23 protein-coding genes are annotated in these 23,845 nt (G+C 66.0%); 10 read left to right on the top strand and 13 right to left on the bottom strand.

Annotation, left to right across the window (positions count from 1 at the left end; genetic code table 11):
* Positions 1–66: 66 nt before the first annotated feature.
* The 5 genes from gabT to aroA all read right to left on the bottom strand — a co-directional run bounded on the left by gabT (position 67) and on the right by aroA (position 6,382).
* Positions 67–1,404 carry a 4-aminobutyrate--2-oxoglutarate transaminase gene (gene gabT / locus V3G39_15405; GenBank protein ID XAS76015.1) on the bottom strand — a complete coding sequence of 446 codons (1,338 nt, stop codon included), beginning with the start codon at positions 1,402–1,404 and terminating at the stop codon, positions 67–69.
* A gap of 88 nt (positions 1,405–1,492) precedes the next feature.
* Positions 1,493–2,287 carry a histidinol-phosphatase gene (gene hisN / locus V3G39_15400; protein XAS76014.1) on the bottom strand — a complete coding sequence of 265 codons (795 nt, stop codon included), beginning with the start codon at positions 2,285–2,287 and terminating at the stop codon, positions 1,493–1,495.
* On the bottom strand, positions 2,284–4,020 hold the full coding sequence (locus V3G39_15395; protein ID XAS76013.1) for an FUSC family protein: 1,737 nt from the start codon (positions 4,018–4,020) through the stop codon (positions 2,284–2,286). Before V3G39_15395 ends, hisN begins: the two co-directional genes overlap by 4 nt.
* A gap of 2 nt (positions 4,021–4,022) precedes the next feature.
* On the bottom strand, positions 4,023–5,081 hold the full coding sequence (gene rsgA / locus V3G39_15390) for a ribosome small subunit-dependent GTPase A (GenBank protein XAS78260.1): 1,059 nt from the start codon (positions 5,079–5,081) through the stop codon (positions 4,023–4,025).
* A gap of 2 nt (positions 5,082–5,083) precedes the next feature.
* Entirely contained in the window at positions 5,084–6,382 is a 1,299-nt protein-coding gene (gene aroA, locus V3G39_15385) for a 3-phosphoshikimate 1-carboxyvinyltransferase (protein ID XAS76012.1), read from the bottom strand.
* Between the two features lie 50 nt (positions 6,383–6,432).
* Here aroA and V3G39_15380 point away from each other — a divergent pair, with 50 nt between their 5' ends.
* The 5 genes from V3G39_15380 (at position 6,433) to rsrA (ending at position 10,010) form a co-directional block, all read left to right on the top strand.
* The gene (locus tag V3G39_15380; protein ID XAS76011.1) at positions 6,433–7,221 is read left to right on the top strand and encodes an SOS response-associated peptidase; all 789 of its coding nucleotides are present in this window, start codon (positions 6,433–6,435) and stop codon (positions 7,219–7,221) included.
* A 3-nt stretch (positions 7,222–7,224) separates the two neighbouring features.
* Positions 7,225–7,863, top strand: a complete 639-nt coding sequence (locus V3G39_15375; protein ID XAS76010.1) for an alpha/beta family hydrolase — start codon at positions 7,225–7,227, stop codon at positions 7,861–7,863.
* 10 nt (positions 7,864–7,873) lie between these two features.
* Positions 7,874–8,875 (top strand): glucose-6-phosphate dehydrogenase (coenzyme-F420), encoded by a 1,002-nt coding sequence (fgd, locus tag V3G39_15370; protein XAS76009.1) that lies wholly within the window; start codon positions 7,874–7,876, stop codon positions 8,873–8,875.
* A 218-nt stretch (positions 8,876–9,093) separates the two neighbouring features.
* Complete coding sequence (locus tag V3G39_15365) at positions 9,094–9,747, top strand: sigma-70 family RNA polymerase sigma factor (GenBank protein ID XAS76008.1); 654 nt, start codon at positions 9,094–9,096, stop codon at positions 9,745–9,747.
* The gene (gene rsrA / locus V3G39_15360; GenBank protein XAS76007.1) at positions 9,744–10,010 is read left to right on the top strand and encodes a mycothiol system anti-sigma-R factor; all 267 of its coding nucleotides are present in this window, start codon (positions 9,744–9,746) and stop codon (positions 10,008–10,010) included. The genes V3G39_15365 and rsrA overlap by 4 nt, the downstream gene beginning before the upstream one ends.
* A 79-nt stretch (positions 10,011–10,089) precedes the next feature.
* On the opposite strand, the gene V3G39_15355 is transcribed toward rsrA, so the two are convergent.
* A complete protein-coding gene (locus V3G39_15355; GenBank protein XAS76006.1) occupies positions 10,090–10,266 on the bottom strand; it encodes a hypothetical protein in 177 nt (58 codons plus the stop codon).
* 154 nt (positions 10,267–10,420) lie between these two features.
* Entirely contained in the window at positions 10,421–10,786 is a 366-nt protein-coding gene (locus tag V3G39_15350) for a hypothetical protein (protein ID XAS76005.1), read from the bottom strand.
* A gap of 199 nt (positions 10,787–10,985) precedes the next feature.
* Between V3G39_15350 and V3G39_15345 the strand changes: the two genes are divergently transcribed.
* Positions 10,986–12,092, top strand: coding sequence for an HD domain-containing phosphohydrolase (locus tag V3G39_15345; protein XAS76004.1), 1,107 nt, complete (start codon positions 10,986–10,988; stop codon positions 12,090–12,092).
* Positions 12,079–13,371 (top strand): HD domain-containing phosphohydrolase, encoded by a 1,293-nt coding sequence (locus V3G39_15340; protein ID XAS76003.1) that lies wholly within the window; start codon positions 12,079–12,081, stop codon positions 13,369–13,371. Before V3G39_15345 ends, V3G39_15340 begins: the two co-directional genes overlap by 14 nt.
* On the opposite strand, the gene V3G39_15335 is transcribed toward V3G39_15340, so the two are convergent.
* A complete protein-coding gene (locus V3G39_15335) occupies positions 13,361–13,774 on the bottom strand; it encodes a MerR family DNA-binding transcriptional regulator (protein XAS76002.1) in 414 nt (137 codons plus the stop codon). The two genes, V3G39_15340 and V3G39_15335, sit on opposite strands and share 11 nt — an antisense overlap.
* Positions 13,775–13,825: 51 nt before the next feature.
* On the opposite strand from V3G39_15335, the gene V3G39_15330 reads away from it, so the two are divergent.
* Both V3G39_15330 and V3G39_15325 read left to right on the top strand, forming a co-directional pair.
* Positions 13,826–15,007: an acyl-CoA dehydrogenase family protein gene (locus V3G39_15330; protein XAS76001.1), complete on the top strand. Its 1,182-nt coding sequence runs from the start codon at positions 13,826–13,828 to the stop codon at positions 15,005–15,007.
* Complete coding sequence (locus tag V3G39_15325) at positions 15,004–16,572, top strand: acyl-CoA carboxylase subunit beta (protein ID XAS76000.1); 1,569 nt, start codon at positions 15,004–15,006, stop codon at positions 16,570–16,572. Before V3G39_15330 ends, V3G39_15325 begins: the two co-directional genes overlap by 4 nt.
* Here the strand turns inward: V3G39_15325 and V3G39_15320 are convergent.
* Entirely contained in the window at positions 16,569–17,213 is a 645-nt protein-coding gene (locus V3G39_15320) for a Maf family protein (protein XAS75999.1), read from the bottom strand. The genes V3G39_15325 and V3G39_15320 overlap by 4 nt on opposite strands.
* A 158-nt stretch (positions 17,214–17,371) precedes the next feature.
* Between V3G39_15320 and V3G39_15315 the strand changes: the two genes are divergently transcribed.
* On the top strand, positions 17,372–18,238 hold the full coding sequence (locus V3G39_15315; GenBank protein ID XAS75998.1) for a hypothetical protein: 867 nt from the start codon (positions 17,372–17,374) through the stop codon (positions 18,236–18,238).
* Between the two features lie 114 nt (positions 18,239–18,352).
* On the opposite strand, the gene V3G39_15310 is transcribed toward V3G39_15315, so the two are convergent.
* From V3G39_15310 to V3G39_15295, 4 genes are read right to left on the bottom strand one after another with little or no spacing between them, the layout of a single operon-like run.
* A complete protein-coding gene (locus tag V3G39_15310) occupies positions 18,353–20,227 on the bottom strand; it encodes a Na+/H+ antiporter (GenBank protein ID XAS75997.1) in 1,875 nt (624 codons plus the stop codon).
* A 43-nt stretch (positions 20,228–20,270) separates the two neighbouring features.
* On the bottom strand, positions 20,271–21,944 hold the full coding sequence (locus V3G39_15305; protein XAS78259.1) for a DUF885 domain-containing protein: 1,674 nt from the start codon (positions 21,942–21,944) through the stop codon (positions 20,271–20,273).
* Positions 21,945–21,995: 51 nt separating this feature from the next.
* Positions 21,996–22,202 (bottom strand): acyl-CoA carboxylase epsilon subunit, encoded by a 207-nt coding sequence (locus V3G39_15300; protein XAS75996.1) that lies wholly within the window; start codon positions 22,200–22,202, stop codon positions 21,996–21,998.
* Positions 22,199–23,833 carry an acyl-CoA carboxylase subunit beta gene (locus tag V3G39_15295; GenBank protein XAS75995.1) on the bottom strand — a complete coding sequence of 545 codons (1,635 nt, stop codon included), beginning with the start codon at positions 23,831–23,833 and terminating at the stop codon, positions 22,199–22,201. Before V3G39_15295 ends, V3G39_15300 begins: the two co-directional genes overlap by 4 nt.
* Positions 23,834–23,845: the final 12 nt, after the last annotated feature.

The following is a 23,845-nucleotide window of genomic DNA, read 5'->3' as shown; positions in this document are numbered from 1 at the left end:
TCGAGCGCTGGTCACGACCTTAGTCGTTACCAGCGCCCGTGCCGATCAGATCAGGGAGCGACCAGATCAGGAAGCGAAGGCCTCCGCCAGCACATCGAGACCTTCGTTCAACAGTTCATCGCTGATCACGAGCGGCGGCAACAGCCGGATGACGTTGCCGTACGTGCCACAGGTCAGGATGATGACTCCCTGCGCGTGGCACTTCTTGGCAATCGCGGCGGTGAGGACGGCGTCCGGCTCCATGGTGCCGGGCTTGACGATCTCGATCGCCAGCATCGCTCCGCGCCCGCGGACGTCGCCGATCTGCGGAGTCGTCGAGGCCAGCGTTGTCAGGCGTGCCTTTACGAGGTCTTCGATGTGCTGGGCCCGCTCGATCAGACCATCGGATTCCATGGTCTCGATGGCGCCGAGTGCTGCTGCGCACGCGACCGGGTTGCCACCGTAGGTACCACCCAAACCGCCCGCGTGGACTGCGTCCAGCAGCTCGGCGCGACCGGTAACGGCCGCGAGTGGGAGTCCGCCGGCGATGCCCTTCGCGGTGGTCACCAGATCGGGCACGACACCCTCGTGGTCACAGGCGAACCAGGCACCGGTGCGGGCAAAACCGCTCTGCACCTCATCAGCGATGAAGACGATGCCGTTCTGCGTGCACCACTTCGAGAGCGCACCGAGGAATCCTGGGGCGGGAACGATGAAACCGCCCTCACCCTGGACGGGTTCAATGATCAGCGCGGCGATCTGATCGGCGCCGATGGTCTTCTCCGCAATGGCGATCGCGCGCTGAGCGGCCTGCTCGCCGGTCATTCCTGCTGGGTCGCGGAAGGGGTAGGAGGTCGGCACCCGGTAGATGTCGGACGCGAACGGGCCGAAGCCTGATTTGTACGGCATGGCCTTGGCTGTCAGGGCCATCGTGAGGTTGGTACGGCCGTGGTAGGCGTGATCAACCGCGACAACGGCGGTGCGACCTGTTGCGTACCGCGCGATCTTGACTGCGTTCTCGACCGCCTCGGCGCCGGAGTTGAACAGGGCCGACTTCTTGGCGTGATCGCCCGGGGTGAGCTCGGCGAGTTTCTCCGCGACCGCGACGTAGCCCTCGTAGGGGCTGACCATGAAACAGGTGTGCGTGAAGTCGGCGACCTGCTGTTGCACGCCTTCGACCACTCGCGGGTCGGAGTTGCCGACCGAGGTGACCGCGATGCCCGATCCCAGATCGATCAGGGTGTTGCCGTCGACGTCCTCGATGATCCCGCCCGCAGCGCGCGCAACATAGATCGGCATGGTGGAGGAAACGCCTGCGGCCACGACGGCGTTACGCCGCTGCGTCAGCGCGCGGGACTTCGGCCCGGGTAACTCGGTGCGCAGCTCACGACGTTGCACTACTGCGGTGTTTTCCACGACGGTCATGGCAAATCTCCTAACGACGGGCTGCGCGGCACAAATGTGAGGCTCATCTCAGAGTGTGCCACCACTGTTCTTCGAAATCGAACTTATGTCACCACAAGCGGCTGATGACCTCGTCGTGCAGCAGCCCGTTGGTTGCCACGGCGTTCCCGCTCCAACATCCGTCGCGACCGTCCAGACCGGTGAACCGCCCGCCCGCTTCGGTGACGATCGGCACCAGTGCCGCCATGTCGTAGTCCTGCAGCTCAGGTTCCGCAGCGATATCGACGGCGCCTTCGGCAACCAGCATGTACGACCAGAAATCCCCGTATGCCCGGGTGCGCCAGCACTCGTCCAGCAGGGATATGAAGGCGTCCAGGCGGCCCGCTGCGCGCCATCCGCCGAGGCTCGCGTAGGACAGCGAGGCATCAGCGAGCGTCGAAACACCCGATACGGCGATGGGTTTGGCGTTGGAGAGGGAACGCCCACTCCATGCACCTGTTCCCTTGCCGGCCCACCAGCGCCGATTCAGAGCCGGTGCCGAGACCAGCCCGACGACCGGCTCGCCGTGGTCCACCAGGCCGATCAGAGTCGCCCACACGGGCACACCCCGCACGTAGTTCTTGGTGCCATCGATCGGGTCGATGATCCACTGCCGGCTTCCGGTGCCCGTTACGCCGTACTCCTCGCCCTTGATGCCGTCCCGCGGACGGGCCCGTGCCAGCTGGGCCCGGATGACACGCTCGGCTTCCAGATCGGCCTCGCTCACAGGGGTGAGGTCGGGTTTGGTGTTGACTGCGAGGTCCGCTGCGCGGAATCGGCCCATGGTGACGGGTTCGACAGAGTCGGCAAGGACGTGTGCCAGGCGCACGTCGTCCCCGTACGTCGGTGGCGCTGATCCGGTCATCGGATGACCGTACCGACCTGTAGAACCGAGTGCAGATCCGCCGCGAGCTGGTGGGCGTCCACGGGTTGTCTACTGACCGGCGGCAGGCTGGCCACCAGGCGTTGTAGCCGGGATGCCATCGCGGATGCGTCCAGGACCTCGCCCGGAGTTACCGTCCAACAGGCGGCCAACACGGTGTAGGACACCTCGTTCAGAGCGGCTTCCAACTCATCCCAGCGTCCGAGTACCAAGGGCAGGTCGACCTGGGCGATCGCCAGGATCTGGGCGCACTGAAGTTGTTCGAAGGCCAGGTCGCGGCGCGCGGAGAAACCACGATCGGTGGACTGTTCACCCTCGGCCAGCAGCACGAGAAGATGCTCCAATGCGCGCAACGCCCGCCGGTACTGGCGTCGCACGAGCAGGATCGGAGTGCCCCGGCTGCTGACCCAGATCACCAGGAGCGAGCACGCCGCTCCGATGGCCGTCTGCAGGATGCGCAGGCCGGCAATATTGAGCACTGGCTCATAGGGCTCGCCGGCCGAGGAGATGAGCAGCGCCATAGGCGTGATGAAAATCGCGCCCAGCGCATAGTTGCGCACGACCACCATCTGCATCACGAACACCAGCACCAGCACAGCGATCAGCAGCCAGGTGCCACCGGGATGCAGCGCATGCAGACCGAAGAAGACCAGCACGCCGGCCAGGGTCCCGGCCAGCCTGCGCAGTGCGCGGTGGGTGAGGGAGAGCCGGTCTGTGCCAACGGTGATGATCAACGCCGTGGTGAGCACGGCCCAGTAAGGGTGGCCGATCCGCAGCCCGTAGGACACCGCGCAGCTGAGGATCACGGCGGCGGCGAGGCGGCGTGCGGCGAGCCACGGCAGCGAACGCTGGGACAGCCCCCATCGCAGCAGGTATGCCGAAGAGGGCAGTCCGAGGTACCGGCTCTGCTCCATCGCGCCGACGGCGACCGGCGCATTGCCCAGCCGCGCGAGTGAGATCCGACCCACCAGATCCACGTGCAGGCGCCGCAGTCGTTGATGTTCGGTCGCCCAGCGGGCGCTGCGCGGGGTGGATCCGACGGCCGACTCCAGGACACTGCTCGCGCGGAAGACGGAGGCGTACGCCGCGTCGCGCAACCGGCCGCGTTCGGCGGGTTCGCCCTGCCCCGGTGCGGTGGCGGTATAGGCCTTGATCGCCTGCTCTGCGCCGTCCACGACGTCGTGCACCACAGTGTCGCGGCGCAACGACTGCAGCAGCAGGGCTACCGCGCATGCGCTGCCTGCGCCCAGCGCGTTGATCTCGATGACGGTCGCGACCGGGATGTTCACGGTAGGCAGGTACGCCGCGATAGCGGCCCCGATGATCAAGAACATCGGACCCGGCTGATCACCGACCAGGGCGTTGTAGCCCATCACGGCCACCACCGAGATACCGGTGAGGGCAATGGTCAGCAGCCAGGGTCTGGAGCCGGTGAGCGCACCGAGCGTGACCGAGATCAGGTAGCCGGCATACATCACCGCCAGGATGGCTGCCCGCGCCCGCAGTGGTCGGGAGCGCGCCGTGACCGCCAGGAACGCGCCGGTCAACCCGATGATCGACAGAGCCGGCGATACGACGATGCTCACGGTCACCAGGGAGACCGCCGTCAGGAACGTGGCCTCCAGTGCGAATCGCCACCGACCTGGTGCCGGGGTGATCTCGGTGAAGGCCATCACGTGACGAGCGAGCGTCTCGGGCACCTCTACGCGCCACATCGTCATGTTCTGCCCGATCCGGTGCTGTTGGCGTCGTACACGTCGCCCGAATCGCCATCGGCCTCAGGCAGGCCCGCCCGTGACCTCAGCAGTCGCCTCAACGACTCCAGGCGCGACGGTCCGGCGAGGCCGGCATGACCGCCGTCGACCCATGCGTCCAGGCCGCATTCGGGCTCGTCATGAGTGCAGCCACGAGGGCAGTCGTCGGTCCCGGCCGCAAGGTCGGGGAAGTGGTCGATGATGCGGTCGAGGTCGACGTGGGCGAGACCGAAGGATCGCACGCCTGGTGTGTCGATGACCCAACCGCCGTCGATGAGGGGCAGTGCAACCGCGGAGGTGGAGGTATGCCGACCGCGTCCGGTGACTGCGTTGACGACCCCGATGGCTCGATGAGCTTGCGGTACCAGCGCATTCACCAGGGTCGACTTGCCCACCCCGGAATGCCCGACCAGCACAGTCATCCGGTCGGTCAACCGGGCCCGCAGGTCGGCGAGGCCGTCGGTGCCCGGCCCGGCGTAGGAGCTGGTGATGACGTAGGGGACATCCAGGGAGACGTAGTCCTGCAGGAACTGGGTGGGATCGCGCAGGTCGGCCTTGGTGAGTATGAGCAGAGGCGTCATTCCGGCGTCGTAGGCCGCGACGAGGCAGCGGTCGATCATCCGCGGCCGCGGTTCCGGGTCGGCCAGTGCGGTGACGATGCCGAGCTGGTCGGCGTTCGCGACGATCACCCGCTCGATCTTGTCCGAGTCGTCTTCGGCGGTGCGACGCAGCAGCGAAGTACGCGGCTGCACGCGCACGATGCGCGCCAACGAGCCGGGTCGACCGCTGACGTCTCCGACGAGACCGACCTGATCACCGACCACGATTGATTTGCGACCCAGCTCGCGGGCCCGCATCGCGATGACCGGATTCCCTTCGAGCAGGCACGTCCAGCGCCCCCGGTCCACCCCGATGACCAGCGCGACGACTGCGTCGTCGTGAGCGGGACGGTCCTTGGTGCGGGGGCGCGAGCGGCGACCCGGACGGATGCGTACGTCGCTCTCGTCCCAGTCGCGCCGCATTGTCACGGCGTGGGGTCCGTGCTCACACCGAGCATCTGGGCCCACAGCGTGGTGAAGGTCGGCAACGTCTTGGCGACGGTGGCGATGTCCTGCACGATCAGGCCTGGTACGGCCAGCCCGAGGACGGCACCTGCCATCGCCATCCGGTGGTCGGCGTAGGTGTGGAAGGTCCCTGTGTGCAATTCGCGGGGCCGGATGATGAGCCCGTCGTCGGTCTGCGTGACGTCGCTACCGAGCGAACTCAACTCGTTCGTCAGCGCGGCCAACCGGTCGGTCTCGTGGTGTCGTAGATGCGCGATGCCGTGCAGGTGCGACGGGGCGTCGGCGAGTGCGGCCAGCGCAGCGACGACGGGAGTGAGCTCTCCGACGTCGTGCAGGTCCACGTCCAGCGATCCGATGGGGCCGCCGCTGCGCACCGTCAGGCCGTCCCGGTCCAGACGGACCTCGGCTCCCATCATGTCGAGAATGTCGCGGATCTGGTCACCCGCCTGGGTCGTCACCTGCGGCCACCCGGGCACCCGCACCTCACCACCCGCGACGAGCGCCGCCGCGAGGAACGGGGCGGCATTGGACAGGTCTGGCTCGACGTCGACATCGAGGCCGAAGATCTCGGACGGTTCGACCCGCCAGCGGTTCGCGTCGCCGTCGTCGACGATGACCCCCGCGTCGCGCAGCACCTCCACCGTCATCTCGATGTGCGGCAGGGAGGGCACCGGTTTCCCGTCGTTGACGACGGTCAGTCCGTTCTCGTACCGCGCGCCCGACAGCAGCAGGGCTGACACGAACTGTGATGAGTTGGAGGCGTCGACATGAACGGTGCCGCCGGACACCTGTCCCGTTCCTTCGATCGTGAACGGCAACGCGTCGCCCTGCACCGAAACCCCGAGGTCGCGCAGTGCTGAAAGGACCGGTCCCATCGGTCTGCGCCGGGCGCCGTCGTCTCCGTCGAAGTGCACGGTGCCGCGCGCTAGTGCAGCGACTGGCGGTAGGAACCGCATGACGGTGCCGGCCAGACCGCAGTCGATCTGCGCCGGTCCACGCAGCGGTGCGGGCTCGATGCGTAGTGTCTGCAAGTCCTCGCGCTCGATCCTGGTGCCCATGCTGCGCAGCGCATTCGCCATCAGGGCGGTGTCGCGTGATTCCAGGGGTAGCCGCAGCCGCGAGGTGTCGGACGCCAGCGCCGCCAGGACCAGGAAGCGGTTGGTGAGTGACTTGCTCCCAGGGACGGTGACATCGGCGTCGATCGGGCCCTGGGCTCGGGGCGATGCCCAGTCGGCTGAGGCTGCGTGTGTTGTGCTCATCCCGGCCTACGGTAGCGGCGCAACATGGGCCCCGGCATACGCTCGGGTGCATGTGTGGACGGTATGCCGCAACCTTCACCGCCGACGATCTGGTGCAGCAGATGCAGATCGAGTTGGACTGCACCGCTGATCCGACCCGTTCCGTGCTGGTCAACCCCCAGGACCCGCCTGCAGGGCGCCCTGACTGGAACCTGGCGCCGACCAAGCAGGCGCCCGTGGTGCTTACCCGGGGCGATGTGCGTCAGTTGCGCTTGCTCACGTGGGGTCTGGTGCCGAGTTGGGCCAAGGACATCAAGGTCGGAATCCGAATGATCAACGCCCGGGCCGAGACGTTGCTGGACAAAGGAGCCTTCGCCAAAGCCGCGGTTGCTCGACGCGCGCTGGTGCCGGCTGCCGGCTGGTACGAGTGGCAGGTCAGCCCGACAGCGACCACGAAGGCGGGCAAGCCGCGCAAACAGCCGTTCTTCATCCGTCGTGGTGACCAGGGCGACGGTGAGCCGCTCGCCTTCGCTGGTATCTACGAGTTCTGGCGGGACCGCAGCGTTGCAGACGGCGACGACCCATTGGCATGGCTGGTGTCCTTCTCGATCATCACGACTGCTGCCGAAGAGGGTCTCGCGCGCATCCACGACCGGCAGCCCGTCGTGCTGGACAGAGATGACTGGGACGAATGGCTGGATCCTGACCAGCAGGATCCGGAGTTCGTCCGAGCAGCTCTTGCTCCGCACACCCCGGGGCGGTTCGAGGCGTGGCCGGTCAGTGCCGCCGTGAGTTCGGGCCGCAACAACGGCCCGCATTTGCTGGATCTGGCACCGGTCGGCGAAATCCTGGGGGACTGAGGCGTGCCCGTGCGGGTCCGCACGATCCAGACGTCGGTGGGCCCTGCGCGTGCCACGATCGAGAGGCCTTCGCCGGATGTGGTGAGCCTCGGTTCACTGGTGCTGTCGCACGGTGCCGGTGGCGGGATCGAAGCGCCCGATCTGGTGGCGTTGCGCGCCGTGGTGGGCGACGGCTGGACCTACGTGCGGGTCGAGCAACCGTGGCGGGTAGCCGGCCGGCGTATCGCGACCCCACCGCGGACGTTGGACATCGCCTGGATCGAGGTGCTGGCGCGGCTCCGGCGTGGGCGGTGGGCACTGCCCGGACCGGTGATCGTGGGTGGGCGCTCCGCCGGCGCGCGGGTAGCCTGCCGGACGGCTGCAGCCGTCGGCGCGGACGCGGTGATCGCGTTGTCCTTCCCCCTCGTGCCGCCGAAAGGGGGTACGAGCCGGGCCCCCGAGATGGCGCTGGTGCTGTCCGCGGGTCTGCCGCTGACGGTCATCCAGGGTGAGCGGGACCCGTTCGGCACCCCGGCGGATGTGCAGCGCGCGGTCGGGGATGCGGCGCACATCCTGCCCGCACGAGGTGACCACAGCTTCACCAGACATCCCGCGGACGTCCTTGCTGCGGCCCGAGGCTGGCTGGCGCAGTTCGCGCAGTAGCGTCACTGGCATGTCGTTACGGATCGGTTACAAGGCCTCAGCCGAGCAGTTCGGGCCGCGGGAGCTCGTGGATCTCGCTATCGCGGCGGAGGAGGCCGGCCTGGACAGCGTCTTCGCGTCCGACCATTTCCAGCCGTGGCGGCACGAGGGTGGTCACGCCCCACACGCGCTGACCTGGATGGCGGCAGCTGGTGCCCGGACCGAGCGGGTCGTGCTCGGCACCTCGGTGCTGACACCGAGCTTCCGCTACAACCCCGCGGTGCTCGCGCAGACGTTCGCCACGATGGGTTGCCTGTTCCCGGGGCGGATCGCCCTCGGTGTCGGTAGCGGCGAGGCGCTGAACGAGATCGCCGTCGGTCTGCAGGGGTGGCCGGACTTCAAGGAGCGGTTCGCCCGACTGCGGGAGTCGGTGCGGCTGATGCGTCAGCTGTGGACGAGGGACCGGGTCACCTTCGAGGGTGACTACTACCGCACGTCCGAGGCGACCATCTACGACCGGCCGGACACTCCGATCCCGGTCTACGTGGCTGCCGGGGGGCCCACGATGGCCAAGTACGCCGGTCGGATGGGCGACGGGATCATCGTTACGTCCGGCAAGGGCCGCGAGCTGTACGAGGACTCGCTGGTGCCGGCCATGCGCGAGGGGATGGCGTTGGCGCACAAGGAGCCAGGCAGCACCGACCAACTGCTGGAAGTGAAGATCTCCTACGACCGCGATCCCGAAAGAGCCCTGGAGAACACCCGGTTCTGGGCACCTCTTGCGTTGACCGCCGAGCAGAAACACTCGCTGTCCGATCCGATGGAGATGGAGCGGGCCGCCGACGCCCTGCCGATCGAGCAGATTGCCGGCCGGTGGATCGTCGCCTCCGACGTTCAAACCGTGCTGGACGGTATCGAGCCCTACCGAGCACTGGGTTTCGACCATCTCGTGGTGCATGCTCCGGGGGCGGACCAACGCCGCTTCCTGGACCAATTCGCCACCGACGTGATGCCGGCCCTGCGCGAACTGTGAATGGCCAGGAATGGGCAGCCGGGGAATGAGCGGCAGTGGGAGTCGGTTGTAGAAGGCGTCAGAGAGCGTCAGAACCGAAGGAGTAACACCCAGTGTTTGCACTGTCGGAAGCCCCGGCTCAGGAGAGCGGGCGCACGGGCGCCGCGCCCAGCGCCGGTCGCGTACCCACTCAGCAGATCTACACGGGTGCCCGGCGTCCCGGCGGTCTAAGCTGGCCGGTGATGACTGATAACGAAGCGGTGCTTCCGCAAGAACGAGTCAACACCGATGACGGTAATGTCGACGTGGCCACCGAGACCGCGGCCGAGCGGGCCCAGCGGTTCGAGCGGGACGCGATGCCCTATCTCGACCAGCTGTACAGCGCCGCGCTGCGCACCACGCGCAACCCGACCGATGCCGAAGACCTGGTGCAGGAGACCTTCGCCAAGGCCTACGCCGCATTCCACCAGTACAAGCCGGGTACAAACCTCAAGGCCTGGCTATACCGGATTCTGACGAACAGCTACATCAACACCTATCGCAAAAAGCAGCGTCAGCCCCTGCAGTCCGATGCCGCAGAAGTGCAGGACTACCAGTTGGCGCGGGCCGCATCGCACAACTCCACCGGCTTGCAGTCCGCCGAGACACAGGCGTTGGACCATCTGCCTGACTCGGACGTGAAGCGCGCACTGCAGGAGATCCCGGAGGACTTTCGGATGGCGGTCTACCTCGCCGATGTGGAGGGTTTCGCCTACAAGGAGATCGCCGAGATCATGCAGACCCCGATCGGCACGGTGATGTCCCGACTGCACCGTGGCCGCCGGTTGCTGCGGGAACTGCTGACCGACTACGCGCTCGAGCGGGGCTTCATCCGTGAGGAGGCGCGTTCATGAGTCATAAGTGTGATGACTACCTGAGCCAGCTCTACTCCTATTTGGACGGCGAGCTGAGCCGCGATGAATGCTCGCACCTCAAAGCGCATCTTGAGGACTGCCCGCCCTGCCTGCAGGAGTACGAGCGCGACGCGATCCTGAAGGCGTTGGTGCGCCGCTCGTGTGCCTGTGAGCAGGCACCGGCCACGCTTCGAGCGCAGATCCTCACTCAGATCACGACGGTGTCCTATACCGAGATCGGTGTCCGTCGGCCGATGGGCTGACATTCTTCCTCCCTGCAGACATCACGAGGCCCGCACCGATTCGGTGCGGGCCTCGTTGCGTCTCGACAGACTGAACTACTCAGGCGTTGGGCTTCTTGCCGTGGTTAGCGGACTTGCCCTTGCGGGAGCGGCGCTTGCGAGCTCGTTTGCTCATGATGTCCTCCAGGTGACGTACGGCCGCGCGAAGCGCAGGACCGTTGGTTGATGCCGTAACAGGGTAGCCCGCCCGGCAGCCGTTCGAATGCAGCCCCGACATGCGGACACCTGGTCTCGACGGAGTCTTTGACTGGTAAAGCAGGGGTAAATTGCGTCTTTTTTGAGTCAACGATGGCGAATTTTATAGACATGCAAATTGAATTATTTGATCATGGTAGCGACGGCCGATACATCAGGCGCTGTCACCCAGATTCTCAATTCAGGAGAGCCATCATGGACGCTGCAACGAACTCCACCGCCACTTTCGGCCGCTTCACCAGCGTCGGCGTCGACGGCTTCATCGGCTGGAACCCCACCGGCCGCATCGTGAAGACCGACCCGGCCGACAGCTTCATCGGTTGGAACCCCACCGGCCGCTGAACATTCGCCTGGTCACTCACGGGCTCGCGGTGCGTAGCTAACTGAACTGCGGTGCCGCCGGGTTGTTTGAGTAATCTGTGAATTGTGATGCGACGTTCACGTTTGGGATTGTCCTCTGCGCAGTTAACCTTCATCGTGGCGCTGGTGACGACGGCAATCGCGGCCACCGTCGGGGCAATCGTCGCATCGGCAGCGGTCATCAGATCTCCGCCGCTCGTGCCGACCGTCTGTCTGGCATTGCTCGGACTCCTCGCGCAGTCAAACTACGGTAACTTGCGCCACGCTAGGACGCTGTCGCTGACAACAATTGCGATCCTAGCGGCGCTTCCCCTTGCGGGGCTGTTCGGCAGCGTAATAGTGGCATTCTGCAGTGCGGCGTTGGCTCCGCAGCGGGTTCCGATGTCGGTGCGATTGTTCAATACCGCGACCATCACGCTGTGCGCCGTGAGCGGCGCATTCGGATACGCACTGTTCTCCGGTACCTCCCCGATACCGGCGACTGCAAGTGCCAACTCGATGATCGTCCACGTACTTGTTCCGCTGATCGTGGCGATGGTCTTGAACTTCGCCGTCAACGTGATCTGTGTCGCCGTCATGGTGTCGCTTGCCTCCGGTCAGCCGCTGGATCTTTCGCTGTACGAAGTGGCGGCAAACGTGTGGACGCTTTACCCGGCGTATGCCGTCATCGCCTTCGTCTTCGCGGTGCTGTGGGCCCCCATCAAGTTGGGACCGGTCAGCTTCCTACCGATCGTCGCGCCGTTGCTGATCGCGCAGTGGTCCATCGGGCTGCGGGCGCAGGAGTACGAAGCGCACTTACGAACTATTGAGACCCTGGTTGCAGCCGGGCAGGCAGGCCAGCCGATGCTGCGCGGGCGCAGCGTCTGGGTCGAGGCGGTCGCCCGCGAGATCGGGGTGGCGTTGCGGCTGCCGCCTGCTGCCATGCGGTCCCTGCAACACGCAGCACTACTGCATGACATCGGTCTGGTGGCCCCCGCCTCCCGCAGCCCGGGCATCCATCTGACCGGTGCCGAGCGCGAGTGGATCCTCGCGCACCCGCGACAAGGTATGCGGATGCTGGACGGGATCGACTTCCTCGCCGAATCGCGTAGCGCCGCGGAGCACCATCATGAGCGTTGGGACGGTCGCGGATACCCGGATGGGTTGCGGGAGCAACAGATCCCACAGTTGGCCTTAATCCTCAGCGTGGCCGACGCTTACTGCGCGTTGCTGCTTGCCGACGCTGGCCGAGCGGACGCTGATGTCACCGGGGTCGGTTTCGCGAAGATCGCGGAACGCAGCCTTGCGGCGGTGGAGGCCGGGGCTTACACGCAATTCGACCCGGCTGTTGTCGATGCGTTGCGGCGCGCCCACGAGCGGGTCATCCACGGGTGTAGCGCCTTGGTGATCGGGGATCCGCCACAGCCGATGGTCGGGGTTGATCCGCATCTTCCCTGGGTGTCGGAAATGTTCGCTGATGGACTGCAGGTAGCTGATGACCACTCCTGATGACGTACTGCGCCGGTGGTCCGGGCGGCTCGTGGTGGCGTCATCGTTGGTGTGCCTGGCGCTGGCTCTGTTGATCGTCGTCCACGATCTGAGCAATGGCCGGCGAATGGGCTCCTGGGACGCGATGGTCTTCCTCATCCTGGCGGTCGCGATCGGGGCTGCGGCCGCGTTTCCGGTCCGGATCGGCGAGTTCGCCGCCGTGACGCCGCTCGCAACGGCGTTTTCGGTGGTGGTGGCCTTGGTACCCGCCACGGCTGCCGGCACCGGCTTGCCGTCGCAGACATCGGCGGCCATCCTGGCTGCCGGTGCCGGCTACGCCCTGGGCGGCGGATTGCGTCGGGTCAGGAAGCAAGGCGCGGTGCGGCCCCTCGACCTCGCGCTGCATGTGCTGACCGTTTCTGCGATCTCCGTGGTCTACCGGTGGCTGCCCATCTGGAACGGGGTTTCCGGCCTTGTGATGGCCCGGGAAGTGGCGTCCCAGCGATGGATGGGGGTGATGGCCGGGTGCATCGCGCTTCCACTGACCTTCGAGGTGGTGATGCTCGGATTCTTCACTGCCCCCGTCCTCGCACGGCCGACCTTCATTCGATCGGCGCTGCGGGTACTGGGCCCTATCTACGTGGCAGCGGCCTCGACGGGTCTGGCAATTGCGATTGCGCTACCGACCTTGTCGTTGTGGGCGATCCCGTTGATTTCGCTGCCTCTGATGCTGGCCCGCTCGGGGCTCCAGCGAGGGTATGTGATGCGCGCCGAACGGCGGGAGACCATTGCAGCACTTGCGACGATGACCGACGTCGCCGGCTTCACCTGTGCCGGACATTCGACGCGGGTGGCGTCGTTGGCCCGCCGAGTGGGTGAGTCGCTCGGGCTGTCGGACAACGACCTGGCCGTCCTGGAGGATGCCGCCCTGCTGCACGACATCGGTCAGGTCTCCCTGGATACCCCGATCCCAGGTGGAGCAACCATCGAAGCTGCCCCACGCGACCAGGAGGAGCTGGCTCGCGAAGGTGGCAGCATCGTGCGGCGAAGCGGAGTCCTCGACGAGGTCGCCGTGATCATCGAGGCCCAGGCCGTGCCGTACCGGCGAGTGCGCGAACTCGGTGAAGACGTGCCCCTCGCAGCTCGGATCATCAAGGTGTGCAACGCATTCGACGATCTCACCGGTGCGGCTGGGCAGCCCACTGACCTTGCGCTGGAGCGCCTGTCCCTGGGGCTCGGCTACGAGTACGACCCGGCCGTCGTAGCCGCTCTACGACAGCATTCGCCCGCTACCGGCTGACGGGAAGCGCACGCTGCGCCCGCAGCGCCTGAAGATCCGCACTGCAACGATGCTCCAGCTCGACGAGCTCAGCGAGGGAGTCCTCGATATCCCGACGGCGCGCCTCGAGATCACTGCGTCGTTCGTGGATCTGCCCCAACAGGTAATTCAACTGCCCGACCCTGCCCGGTTGTTCGTCGTACATGTCGACGATCTTGCGGATTTCTTCCAGCGCGAAGCCGAGTCGTCGACCACGCAGGATCAACGCCAACCGGGTGCGGTCGCGCCTCGTGAAGGCCCGTGCCGTGCCGCGTCTTTCGGGGCTCAGCAGGCCCAGTTCCTCATAGTGGCGCAGCGTACGGTGCGTGACGTCGTACTCGGTGGCGAGCTGCGCGATCGTCCAGGTGCGGTCGCGAGTTGTCATGCGGCCGAGCATGCTTTACGTTGACGTCAACGTCAAGTGAAAGGTTCATCGATGTTCGAGCTCTCCAAGGACCACGACGACTTCCGTCATTCAGTGCGTGACTTCGCGGCTGACAAGGTCGCACCGCACGTGGCGCAATGGGATCGGGACCATTACTTCCCCTCCGATCTGATGCCGCAGATGGGCGAATTCGGCCTCTTCGGGCTCGTCGTCCCGGAGGAGTACGGCGGCTCGGGGCTGGAGTACGGCGGCTTCACCTACCTGTGCCTCGCCATCGAAGAGCTCGGCCGCGTCGACCAGTCGATCGGCATCACGCTCTCGGCTGGGGTGGGTCTGGGTATCAACCCGATCCTCAGCTACGGCACCGACGAGCAGAAGCAGCAGTTCCTGCCCGACCTGGTCGCCGGACGGACATTGGCCGGGTTCGGACTGACCGAGCCGGACGCCGGCTCGGACGCCGGCGCGACCCGTACCAAGGCCGACCTGGCCGACGGTAACTGGACCATCAACGGTGCCAAGGCGTTCATCACCAACTCCGGCACCGACCGTACGTCGGTGGTCACCGTCACCACGCGCACCGGCACCGACGACCGGGGCCGCCCGGAGATCAGCGCCATCATGGTCCCGTCCGGTACGCCCGGCTTCACTGCCGAGTCGCCGTACGACAAGCTCGGTTGGCACATCTCCGATACCCACGGGTTGTCCTTCGCCGACTGCGTCGTGCCGGAGGCAAACCTGCTGGGGCAGCGCGGACAGGGCTTCAAACAGTTCCTGAAGATTTTGGACGACGGTCGGATCGCCATCTCGGCCCTCGCCCTCGGTTGCGCCCAGGCGTGCCTGGAGTTGGCTACCGACTACGCGAAGACCCGCACCAGCTTCGGTCGGCCCATCGGGGTCAACCAGGGGGTCTCCTTCCAGCTGGCGGATCTCGCCACCTCCGTGGAGGCGGCGCGCCTGCTGACCTACAAGGCGGCGTGGCTCAAGGACGAGCAGGAAGCCGGTCGCCGCGGGGTGGCGGACGTCAAGCAGGCCGCCGCCATCGCCAAGCTCTATTCCACCGAGGCTGCAGTGGCCGCGACCCGGATCGCGACCCAGATCTTCGGTGGCAACGGCTTCATGGAGGAGTATCCGGTGGCCCGGTTCTACCGGGACGCGAAGATTCTGGAGATCGGCGAAGGGACGTCCGAGGTGCAGCGGATGGTGATCGCGCGCGGTCTGGGACTGCCCGCATGACCCGGGCGTCCGGACCCACGCACCCGACCGATCCGCGTGTCCAGGACGCTCGCGACCGGTTGCATGCGGCACACGACGCCTCCGCGCAACCACCCGCGGCTGCGCGTGCAAAGCTGGATCGACAGTCCAAGCTATATGTCCGCGAGCGCATTTCGTTACTCTTCGATGAAGGCTCGTTCATCGAAGACGGCCGGTACGCCAACTCCACTGCACCGGGTCTACCCGCCGACGGCGTGGTGACCGGTCGGGGCACTGTGGACGGTCGTCCGGCGATCGTCGTCGCGAACGACCCGACGGTCAAGGCCGGTTCGTGGGGCGCGCGAACGGTCGAGAAGATCGTCCGCGCGACCGAGTCGGCATTGCGCGAGGAACTGCCGATCTTCTGGTTCGTGGACTCCGCGGGCGCGCGCATCACCGATCAGGTGCAACTCTTCCCGGGCCGTCGTGGAGCTGGTCGGATCTTCCACAACCAGGTCGCGTTGTCCGGCCGGGTCCCGCAGATCTGCTGCCTCTTCGGTCCATCGGCTGCCGGCGGAGCGTACATCCCGAGCTTCACGGACGTACTGATCATGGTCGAGGGCAACGCCTCGATGTACCTGGGCAGCCCGCGGATGGCCGAGATGGTGGTGGGGGAGCGGGTGTCCTTGGAGGAGATGGGCGGCGCGCGGATGCACTGCACGGTCAGCGGTGTCGGTGACCTGCTGGTGGCAGACGATCCCGAGGCCATCGACCTCGCAAAGCTCTATTTCTCGTACATGCCCACCACCTGGCGCGACGAGCCCCCGACGTACGACCCGGAGGCACCTGCAACGCTGCTGGATGCCGACACGGTCCCTGAGGTCGAGAGCCAACCGTTCGATATCCACGACGTCATCGATGGACTGGTCGATGACGATTCCTTCTTCGAGATCAAGCCTCTTTTCGCGCCTGAACTGGTCATCGGCTTCGGTCGAATGGACGGGCGCAGTGTGGGCTTCGTGGCCAACAACTCCGCGGTCAAGGGCGGCGTGCTGTTCACCGACAGCGCCGACAAAGCCACTCGTTTCATCTGGACCTGCGACGCCTACTCGATCCCGCTTGTCTACCTGGCCGACGTGCCCGGTTTCATGATCGGCTCCGAGGTCGAGCGCGGTGGCATCATCCGACATGGCGCAAAAATGGTGGCGGCTGTGTCAGAGGCAACCGTGCCCCAGATCTGTGTGGTCGTGCGCAAGGCCTACGGCGCAGGGCTGTATGCGATGGGCGGGCCGGGTTTCGGTCCGGATGCCACGCTGGCGCTGCCAACTGCTCGGATTGCCGTGATGGGTCCCGAAGCAGCGATCAACGCGGTCTACGCGGGGAAGATCGCAGCGATCGAGGATGCGGAAGAACGCGAGGAGTTCGTTCGCGTCAAGCGCGAGGAGTACCTGGAGGACGTCGACATCCAGCGGCTTGCAGCGGATCTGGTGGTGGACGGCGTGATCGAGGCCGAAGACCTGCGCGCAGAGTTACTGGGGCGACTGCGATACGCGGCGCGCCGAGACCGGTCGTTCACGCAGCGGCGCCGCGCGATTCCGCCGGTCTAGCCGTTGACGAGTGGGGATGCGGTCCAGAGGTCATGCCACGCGACGTTGATCTGGGCCAGGAGTTCGCGCAGCGTGGTGAGGCTGACTCCGACGACGTTGTGAAAGTCGCCCTCTATTGCTGTGACGTATGCGCCGCCGAGCCCGTCGACGGTGAATCCACCTGCCACCCAGAGTGGTTCGCCGGTCGCGACGTACGCCTCGATCTCGGCGTCGCTCAGGTCGGCGAAATGTACGACGGTCGAGCAGGTCACCCCGAATGTTGCGCCGGTGGAGTCCTCGCGGTCGTCGATGAGCCAATGGCCGGTGTGCAGTACTCCGGCGCGGCCCCGCATGTCCTTCCATCGGGTGATCGCAGTCGCGGCGTCTTCGGGTTTGCCGTAGTCCCTGCCGTCCAGTTCGAGCACTGAATCGCAGCCCAGAACCAGTGCATCGCCGGCATCCTGTCGGCCGGTCACGTCCTCGCACTTGGCGCGGGCAAGCAGGAGCGCGACATCGGCGGGTTCCAGTTCGGGGTACGCCGAGCGGGCCTTCTGCACCACCGCCGGTTCATCGACGTCGGAGACCACGACGCGTGGCTCGATGCCCGCGGAGCGCAGCGTTGCGAGTCGTGCGGGGGAGGCAGAAGCGAGAACAAGTTGCACAGAAGGACCCTACGTCCGGCGACAGCACACGTGACGCAGCCCTCCGAGATGTCGGTTTCGGAGGGTGTCTGCCGGGTATGACCCTCCGAACGTGACATCTCGACGAAGCCTGTGGATGACGCCCGCGGGTGACGCACCGTTCCTGTCAGGCTCGCGCGATGGAACGACGTCCACTCCCTGCTGCGCTGGGCACCCATTTCTCCGTCGCGCAGGCCATGGGCGCAGGAATTCATCCCAAACGGCTGGACGCAGGCGACCTCACCGCGCCGTTCCGGGGGATGCGCGTCACGCAGGAACCCACAACGTATGCCGATCTTGCCGAGGCCGCTCTGGTCGTCATGCCGGGCGGGGCTCTCTTCAGCCACACCACCGCAGCCCGGTTGATGGGTGTCCCGTTGCCGATTGCTCTGGAGTCATCCGCTGGCCTGCATGTGACCGTGCCCAGGAAGGCTGCCCGCTGGCGGCACGAAGGTTTTGTCGAGCACCATGCTGACCGTGCCGGAACGACATGGTCGGGTTTGCCGCTGGTTGCCGTGGCGGACACCTGGGTCGACCTGGCGTCCATCCTGAGCGCGTCCGATCTGGTCGTCGCGGGTGACTTCCTGTTGCGCGCGCAGCTCTGCAGTTCAGATGACCTGCACGCGGCTGTTGCCGGTCGTCGGGGAGCAAGGGGTCTGCGTAGAACCAGCGATGCTCTTCCGCTGCTGCGCCACTCGAGCGCATCTCCGATGGAGACCCGTGCCCGGTTGGCGTTCGCCAGGTGGAAGCTACCGGAGCCCGAGTTGAACGTCGACATCCTCGATGCCCGAGGTGGCTGGATCGGCCGGGTCGACTTCCTGTGGCGCGCGGCGTGGGTCATCGGCGAGTACTACGGGGGCGTCCACGCAGCGTCGTGGACCAGTGACCTCAAGCGTGCTGCGCAGTTGGAGGACGCCGGCTACCGAGTCGTGGTGATGACATCGCGAGACCTCGGCCCTGGTGCGGCTGACCTGCGCGCACGGCTGCAGCGACTTCTCCGCAACTAACACCTACTCCACCCCTCCACCCCGGGCGCGAGATGTCAGTTTCGGAGGGTGTTTGCGGCCAAATACCCTCCAAAAGTGACATCTCGGGGTGTGAAAGATGGAGAAGCGCGGGGGTCAGCCGAGTTTGCTGTCCACGTAACACCAGCGCCAGGCCTCGCCGGGCTCGAAGGAGCGCATCACCGGGTGGCCGGTCTCCCGGAAGTGCTGGTCGGCGTGCATCCCCACCGATGAATCACAACATCCGACACGGCCGCAGGTCAGGCACAGCCGCAGGTGCACCGGGTCGGTGCCTTCCCGGGCGCAGTCCGGGCATCCTTCGGGGGTCAACGGATCCACTGCGACGGGCGCCGCGCGCAGGTGTTCGCAGCCGAAGGAGCGGGATTCAGGAGTCAGCAGGGTGTGCTCGCGGATGGTCTCGGAGCGTTCATCGCTATAGGTGATTGCCGACTCCTCCAGATCCAACGAGCGCATCACCTGCTCGAGTACTTCGTGATCCATCACCCCCTTGTCGCGGATCTTGAGCATCGTGGAGCGCTCGGCATCCAGCATCTGGGTCCGGATCCGCCGATAGGTGTGTGTGGGGGTCTCGGAGTCGGCGGCCTGCCCAGTACCCAGCCGTTCCCAGACCAGGTTGGCCCGTCGGTCACCGCCGCGTCGTAGCTGCTCCACGACCTCGTCCGGGAGCGTTTCTTTCGTGAGGATCTCGTCCAGTCTTTCCCGGCCTGCATCGACGGACGCCTGGACGAGCTGGGCCTGCTGTAACGCGTCCTCCCGTGGGTCGGGACCGTGCAGGTCGAGGCTGCGGGCCAGCGAACCGAGCGAAAATCCCTGCAGGGCCAGCGTGCCGATGGTGACGACCAGGGCGATGAAGATGATCGCGTCCCGTTCGGGGGTATTCGGTGCCAACAGCAGTGCAGCGGCGATGGTCACCACGCCACGCATCCCGGCCCAGGATGCGACGACCGCCTCGCGGGGGGTGATCGGATCCTGCTGGAAATGCACGAAACGGCTCAAGACCTGCCAGAACCCGAGGTACACCGGGCGCAGCGCGATGACCGTGACGAGCACCACGAGGCTGGTGAGCACCACCCTCCCGTCGCCGAGCTCGGAGTTTCGGACGCCGTCGATGATCGAGCGGGCCTGCACCCCGATGAGCAGGAAGACCGTGTTCTCGAGCAGGAAGGTGACCGTCGACCAGTTGATCCGCTCGGCAACCCGCGACTGCGGTGTCTGGATCAGATGTGCGTCGTGAGCAAGTAGCAGCCCAGCGACGACCACGGCGATGACACCCGACGAGTGCAGTTCCTCCGCCGGTAGGTAGGCGATCCACGGGGAGATGAAAGAGATGGCGACGCTGGTCACCGTGTCCTGAACCCGACCCCGCACGAAGGCAATCAGCTTGAACGCGACGAATCCGATGGCGCCGCCACCCAAGGAGGCAAGGGCGACGTTGCCGCTGATGCCGTACCACGTGATGGAGCCGGTCGCGATGATGGTCTTGGCGGTGGTGACCGTGACGAGTGCGGTGGCGTCGTTGAGCAGCGATTCGCCCTCCAGGATCAGCACCACCCGTCGTGGCAACCCGATCTTTCGCGCTATCGCCGTGGCGGCCACGGCATCGGGTGGCGCCACGATGGCACCGAGCGCGACCGCGACGGCGAACGGCACCTCCAACAACTTCCAGGCGACCAGCGCCACCCCGAACGCGGTGAACAGCACCAGGAGAACCGACAGCCCGAGTATCTGGCGCTTGTCCCGGGCGATGTCCACGACGGAGGTGGTCGATGCCGCTGCGAAGAGTAACGGCGGCAGGAAACCGAGCAGAATGACGTCGGGTTCCAGCCGGATAGCGGCAACCCCGGGCAGGTAGGAGTACGCCGCTCCCACCGCGACGAGCAGCAGAGGCGCCGAGATGTTCACGCGCCGGGCCAGAGAGGCAATCACAACGACCGTCGCGGCAATGAAGAAAACCGAGATTGCTACGTGCACCGCGACAGTGTGTCAGGCCGGCGCCCCATCTCGGGCGGGCGTTTCAGCCGGTGGTGCGCGCTACTTCCGGTCCGCCGAGATCACCGAGCACTGCTTGGCGCAGAGTGTCCAGACCGACGCCACCGATGTCCAGCGCTCGGCGGTGGAACGCCTTGAGGTCGAACGCCGCTCCGTCGCGGTGGCGTGCCTCATCGCGTAGCTCGAGCCAGATCCGCTCTCCGATCTTGTACGACGGTGCCTGTCCCGGCCAGCCGAGGTAGCGATCCAACTCGAACCGTAGGAACCCGTCGTCCATATCGCAGTGTGATTTGAGGAAGGTCCAGGCCTTCTCGTACGTCCACTCGCCGCCGCCCACCTCGGCTGGTGCCTCGAACCCGCAGTGCACCCCGATGTCCAGAACGACCCGGGCAGCGCGCATCGACTGACCGTCGTACATCCCCATCAGGTTGCCTGGATCGTCCAGATAACCCAGCTCCTGCATCAGTCGCTCCGCGTACAACGCCCAGCCCTCTCCGTGCCCGGAGGTCCAGGCATCCGTGCGACGCCAGGAGTTCAGCAGCCCTGAGCGCACCATCGTCTGCGCGACCTGTAGGTGGTGGCCGGGTACGCCCTCGTGGTAGACGGTCGTGAGTTCACGCCAGGTCCCGAACTGTTCGACGCCTTTCGGAACCGACCACCACATGCGGCCCGGCCGCGAGAAGTCCTCGCTCGGCCCGGTGTAATAGATGCCGCCGGACTGCGTGGGCGCGATCATGCATTCGATGCGCTGGACCTGCTGCGGGATGTCGAAGTGACTGGCACCGAGCTCGGAGATCGCCTGGTCGGCCTTCTCCTGCATCCACCGCTGCAGTGCGTCCGTGCCGTGCAACTGGTAGGCCGGATCGGCCTCCAGCACAGCCATCGCCTCTTTCACCCCCGCGCCGGGCTGAATCTGCTCGGCCACCTTGCGCATCTCACCGGTGATCCGGGCCAGCTCCTGCTGGCCCCACGCATAGGTCTCTTCCAGATCCACTGTGGTGCCGAGGAATTCGCGTGAATACAGCGGGTATATCTCCCGACCGCACGCGTCGGCTTCGGGTGCCTTGGGCAGAATCTCATCGTGCAGTCGGTCGCCGGCTGCCGCGTAGGCCGCCGCTGCAACCTCGATCTGTCCGGCAATGGCTGGGTGCTGGCCCGCAAACGAGCGGAAATAGCCGTCGTCGGCCGTGTGGTCCCGGGTCTGCTGGATACAGGCGAGGACCTGACGCTGCGGGGCCACGAGGCCACGGCCGGCCGCCTCGTGCAGCGACTCGAACCACTGGTCGAGGGCTTGCGGGATGGCGGCCATCCGGCTGCCGATCGTCGAAACTGCCTCTGTATCAGCGGTATTCATCAGATCAAAGATGTCCCGCACGTCCTGCAGCGGGGACGCGATCACGTTCAGCGACATCAGCGTCGTTCCTGCCTCGAACGCTTCCACCTGCAACCCGAGCCGCTCGGTCATCGCACTGATCGTGACCTGATCGACGTCGTCCGCTGCGGTTGCCTCAGAAAGGCGGCCCAGCGTGTCGCGGGCCAGGTCCGCACGGGCCTGCAAACCGGCCGGCGAGAAGTCGTCCAGGCGGTCGTCCTGCCCGGGGACGCCGAGCGTTGTTGCCGTAATCGGGCTGAGAGCGATCGAAGCGTCGTGGTACCTCTCGGCAATCGCGTCGACGGGGGTGGTTGGGCGGTCCGGCATCTGTTCGGTCACCTGCCCGACGTTACCCCGGGTGCTGCGCTCGCACTCGACTCATCTGCGGGGCAACGACGATCCCTTCCAACCGGTCCGGCTGCGTCCTGTCCAGCGCGACGCGGGTGATTCAGGCGTTGTGCTGGATCCGCCGACCGCAGCGAGAACGGCCACGATCGCAGCTACCTCTTCCGGTGTCGCGGAGGCCGAAATCACCCGCAGCGTCGGAGTCTGAGCAGTCTTGGCCGTGGGTGATGGATCGCTCACAGCGGGATGTTCCCGTGCTTCTTGGGCGGCAGGGTCTCGCGCTTGGTGCGTAGCGTACGCAACGCACGGACGACGTAACTGCGGGTGTAACTGGGCGGGATCACCGAGTCGACGTAGCCACGTTCGGCAGCCAGATAAGGATTCGCGAGCGCGTCCTCGTACTGGGTGATCAACTCCTGGCGCTTGGCTTCCACCGCACCCGGATCTTCCGGATTGGCCTCAGCCACTGCTTTGATCTGTTTGCGGTAGAGAATGTTGGCAGCGCCCTGTGCCCCCATTACGGCGATCTGCGCGGTCGGCCAGGCGAGGTTCATATCGGCGCCCAGGTGCTTGGAACCCATCACGTCGTACGCGCCGCCGTAGGCCTTCCGGGTGATGACCGTGACCAGTGGCACCGTGGCCTCGGCATACGCGAAGAGCAGCTTCGCACCGCGGCGGATGATTCCGCCCCACTCCTGGTCGGTGCCGGGCAGAAAACCGGGCACGTCCACAAAGGTCAGGACCGGCACGTTGAATGCATCACACGTGCGGACGAACCGGGCCGCTTTCTCCGATGAGTTGATGTCGAGGGTGCCGGCCAACTGCATCGGCTGGTTGGCCACAACTCCGACGGGGTAGCCCTCGACGCGTCCGAAGCCGGTGAGAATGTTGGGTGCGAACAACGCGGAGGTCTCCAGGAATTCGGCGTCGTCCAGGATGTGCTCGATGACCGTGTGCATGTCGTAGGGCATGTTTGCCGAGTCGGGTATCAGCGTATCCAGCTCGCGGTCGTAGTCGCTGATCGCCAGATCCGGCTCGGCATCGAACACCACCGGTTCGTCCATGTTGTTGGACGGCAGATAGGACAACAGCTCCTTTGCGTAGGAGATCGCGTCCTCCTCGTCGCTGGCCATGTAGTGCGCCACCCCGGAACGGGTGTTGTGCGAGCGCGCCCCGCCGAGCTCCTCCATGCCGACGTCCTCACCGGTAACGGTTTTGATGACGTCCGGGCCGGTAACGAACATGTGCGAGGTCTGATCGACCATGATCGTGAAGTCGGTGATGGCGGGGGAGTAGACCGCGCCGCCTGCGCATGGGCCCATGACCAGCGAGATCTGCGGGATGACTCCGGAGGCATGCACGTTGCGCCGAAAGATCTCCGCGTAGAGACCGAGCGCTACGACGCCTTCCTGGATGCGGGCGCCGCCGGAGTCGTTGATGCCTACGACGGGGGCCCCGATCTTGGCCGCGAGGTCCATGACCTTCACGATCTTTTCCCCGAAGACCTCTCCGAGTGAGCCGCCGAAGACCGTGAAGTCCTGGGAGAAAACACAGACCGGACGGCCGTCGACGGTGCCGTAGCCGGTAACGACGCCATCGCCGTAGGGGCGGTTCTTGTCCTGCCCGAAACTTGTGGAGCGGTGCCGCGCCAACTCGTCCAGCTCGATGAACGAGCCCTCGTCCATCAGGAGGTCGATGCGCTCGCGAGCGGTCAGCTTGCCCTTGGCGTGCTGTTTCTGCACTGCGCGTGCTGAGCCGGCGTGGACGGCTTCCTCGTTGCGTAGGTGCAGATCGGCGAGTCGGCCCGCCGTCGTGTGCAGGTCTACATCAACTGCAGGTGATTCTTTTCCGATGGGGGCGGCATCGCTCATGTGGCCAGACTC

The organism is Dermatophilaceae bacterium Sec6.4 (assembly GCA_039636865.1).
Taxonomy (GTDB): Bacteria; Actinomycetota; Actinomycetes; order Actinomycetales; family Dermatophilaceae; genus Allobranchiibius.
Note: the sequence above shows the minus strand (reverse complement) of the source record. Positions and strands in the feature narration are given on the sequence as shown.

Coding starts and splice junctions, on each gene's coding strand:
- rsrA (XAS76007.1), top strand. CDS start 9,744: ATGAGTCATAAGTGTGATGACTACCTGAGCCAGCTCTACTCCTATTTG.
- V3G39_15335 (XAS76002.1), bottom strand. CDS start 13,774: ATGACAACTCGCGACCGCACCTGGACGATCGCGCAGCTCGCCACCGAG.
- gabT (XAS76015.1), bottom strand. CDS start 1,404: ATGACCGTCGTGGAAAACACCGCAGTAGTGCAACGTCGTGAGCTGCGC.
- V3G39_15355 (XAS76006.1), bottom strand. CDS start 10,266: ATGTCGGGGCTGCATTCGAACGGCTGCCGGGCGGGCTACCCTGTTACG.
- fgd (XAS76009.1), top strand. CDS start 7,874: ATGTCGTTACGGATCGGTTACAAGGCCTCAGCCGAGCAGTTCGGGCCG.
- V3G39_15315 (XAS75998.1), top strand. CDS start 17,372: ATGGAACGACGTCCACTCCCTGCTGCGCTGGGCACCCATTTCTCCGTC.
- V3G39_15295 (XAS75995.1), bottom strand. CDS start 23,833: ATGAGCGATGCCGCCCCCATCGGAAAAGAATCACCTGCAGTTGATGTA.
- V3G39_15345 (XAS76004.1), top strand. CDS start 10,986: ATGTCGGTGCGATTGTTCAATACCGCGACCATCACGCTGTGCGCCGTG.
- V3G39_15325 (XAS76000.1), top strand. CDS start 15,004: ATGACCCGGGCGTCCGGACCCACGCACCCGACCGATCCGCGTGTCCAG.
- V3G39_15395 (XAS76013.1), bottom strand. CDS start 4,020: ATGTGGCGCGTAGAGGTGCCCGAGACGCTCGCTCGTCACGTGATGGCC.
- V3G39_15380 (XAS76011.1), top strand. CDS start 6,433: ATGTGTGGACGGTATGCCGCAACCTTCACCGCCGACGATCTGGTGCAG.
- V3G39_15340 (XAS76003.1), top strand. CDS start 12,079: ATGACCACTCCTGATGACGTACTGCGCCGGTGGTCCGGGCGGCTCGTG.
- V3G39_15330 (XAS76001.1), top strand. CDS start 13,826: ATGTTCGAGCTCTCCAAGGACCACGACGACTTCCGTCATTCAGTGCGT.
- aroA (XAS76012.1), bottom strand. CDS start 6,382: ATGAGCACAACACACGCAGCCTCAGCCGACTGGGCATCGCCCCGAGCC.
- rsgA (XAS78260.1), bottom strand. CDS start 5,081: ATGCGGCGCGACTGGGACGAGAGCGACGTACGCATCCGTCCGGGTCGC.
- hisN (XAS76014.1), bottom strand. CDS start 2,287: ATGACCGGATCAGCGCCACCGACGTACGGGGACGACGTGCGCCTGGCA.
- V3G39_15350 (XAS76005.1), bottom strand. CDS start 10,786: ATGACCGCTGCCGATGCGACGATTGCCCCGACGGTGGCCGCGATTGCC.
- V3G39_15305 (XAS78259.1), bottom strand. CDS start 21,944: ATGCCGGACCGCCCAACCACCCCCGTCGACGCGATTGCCGAGAGGTAC.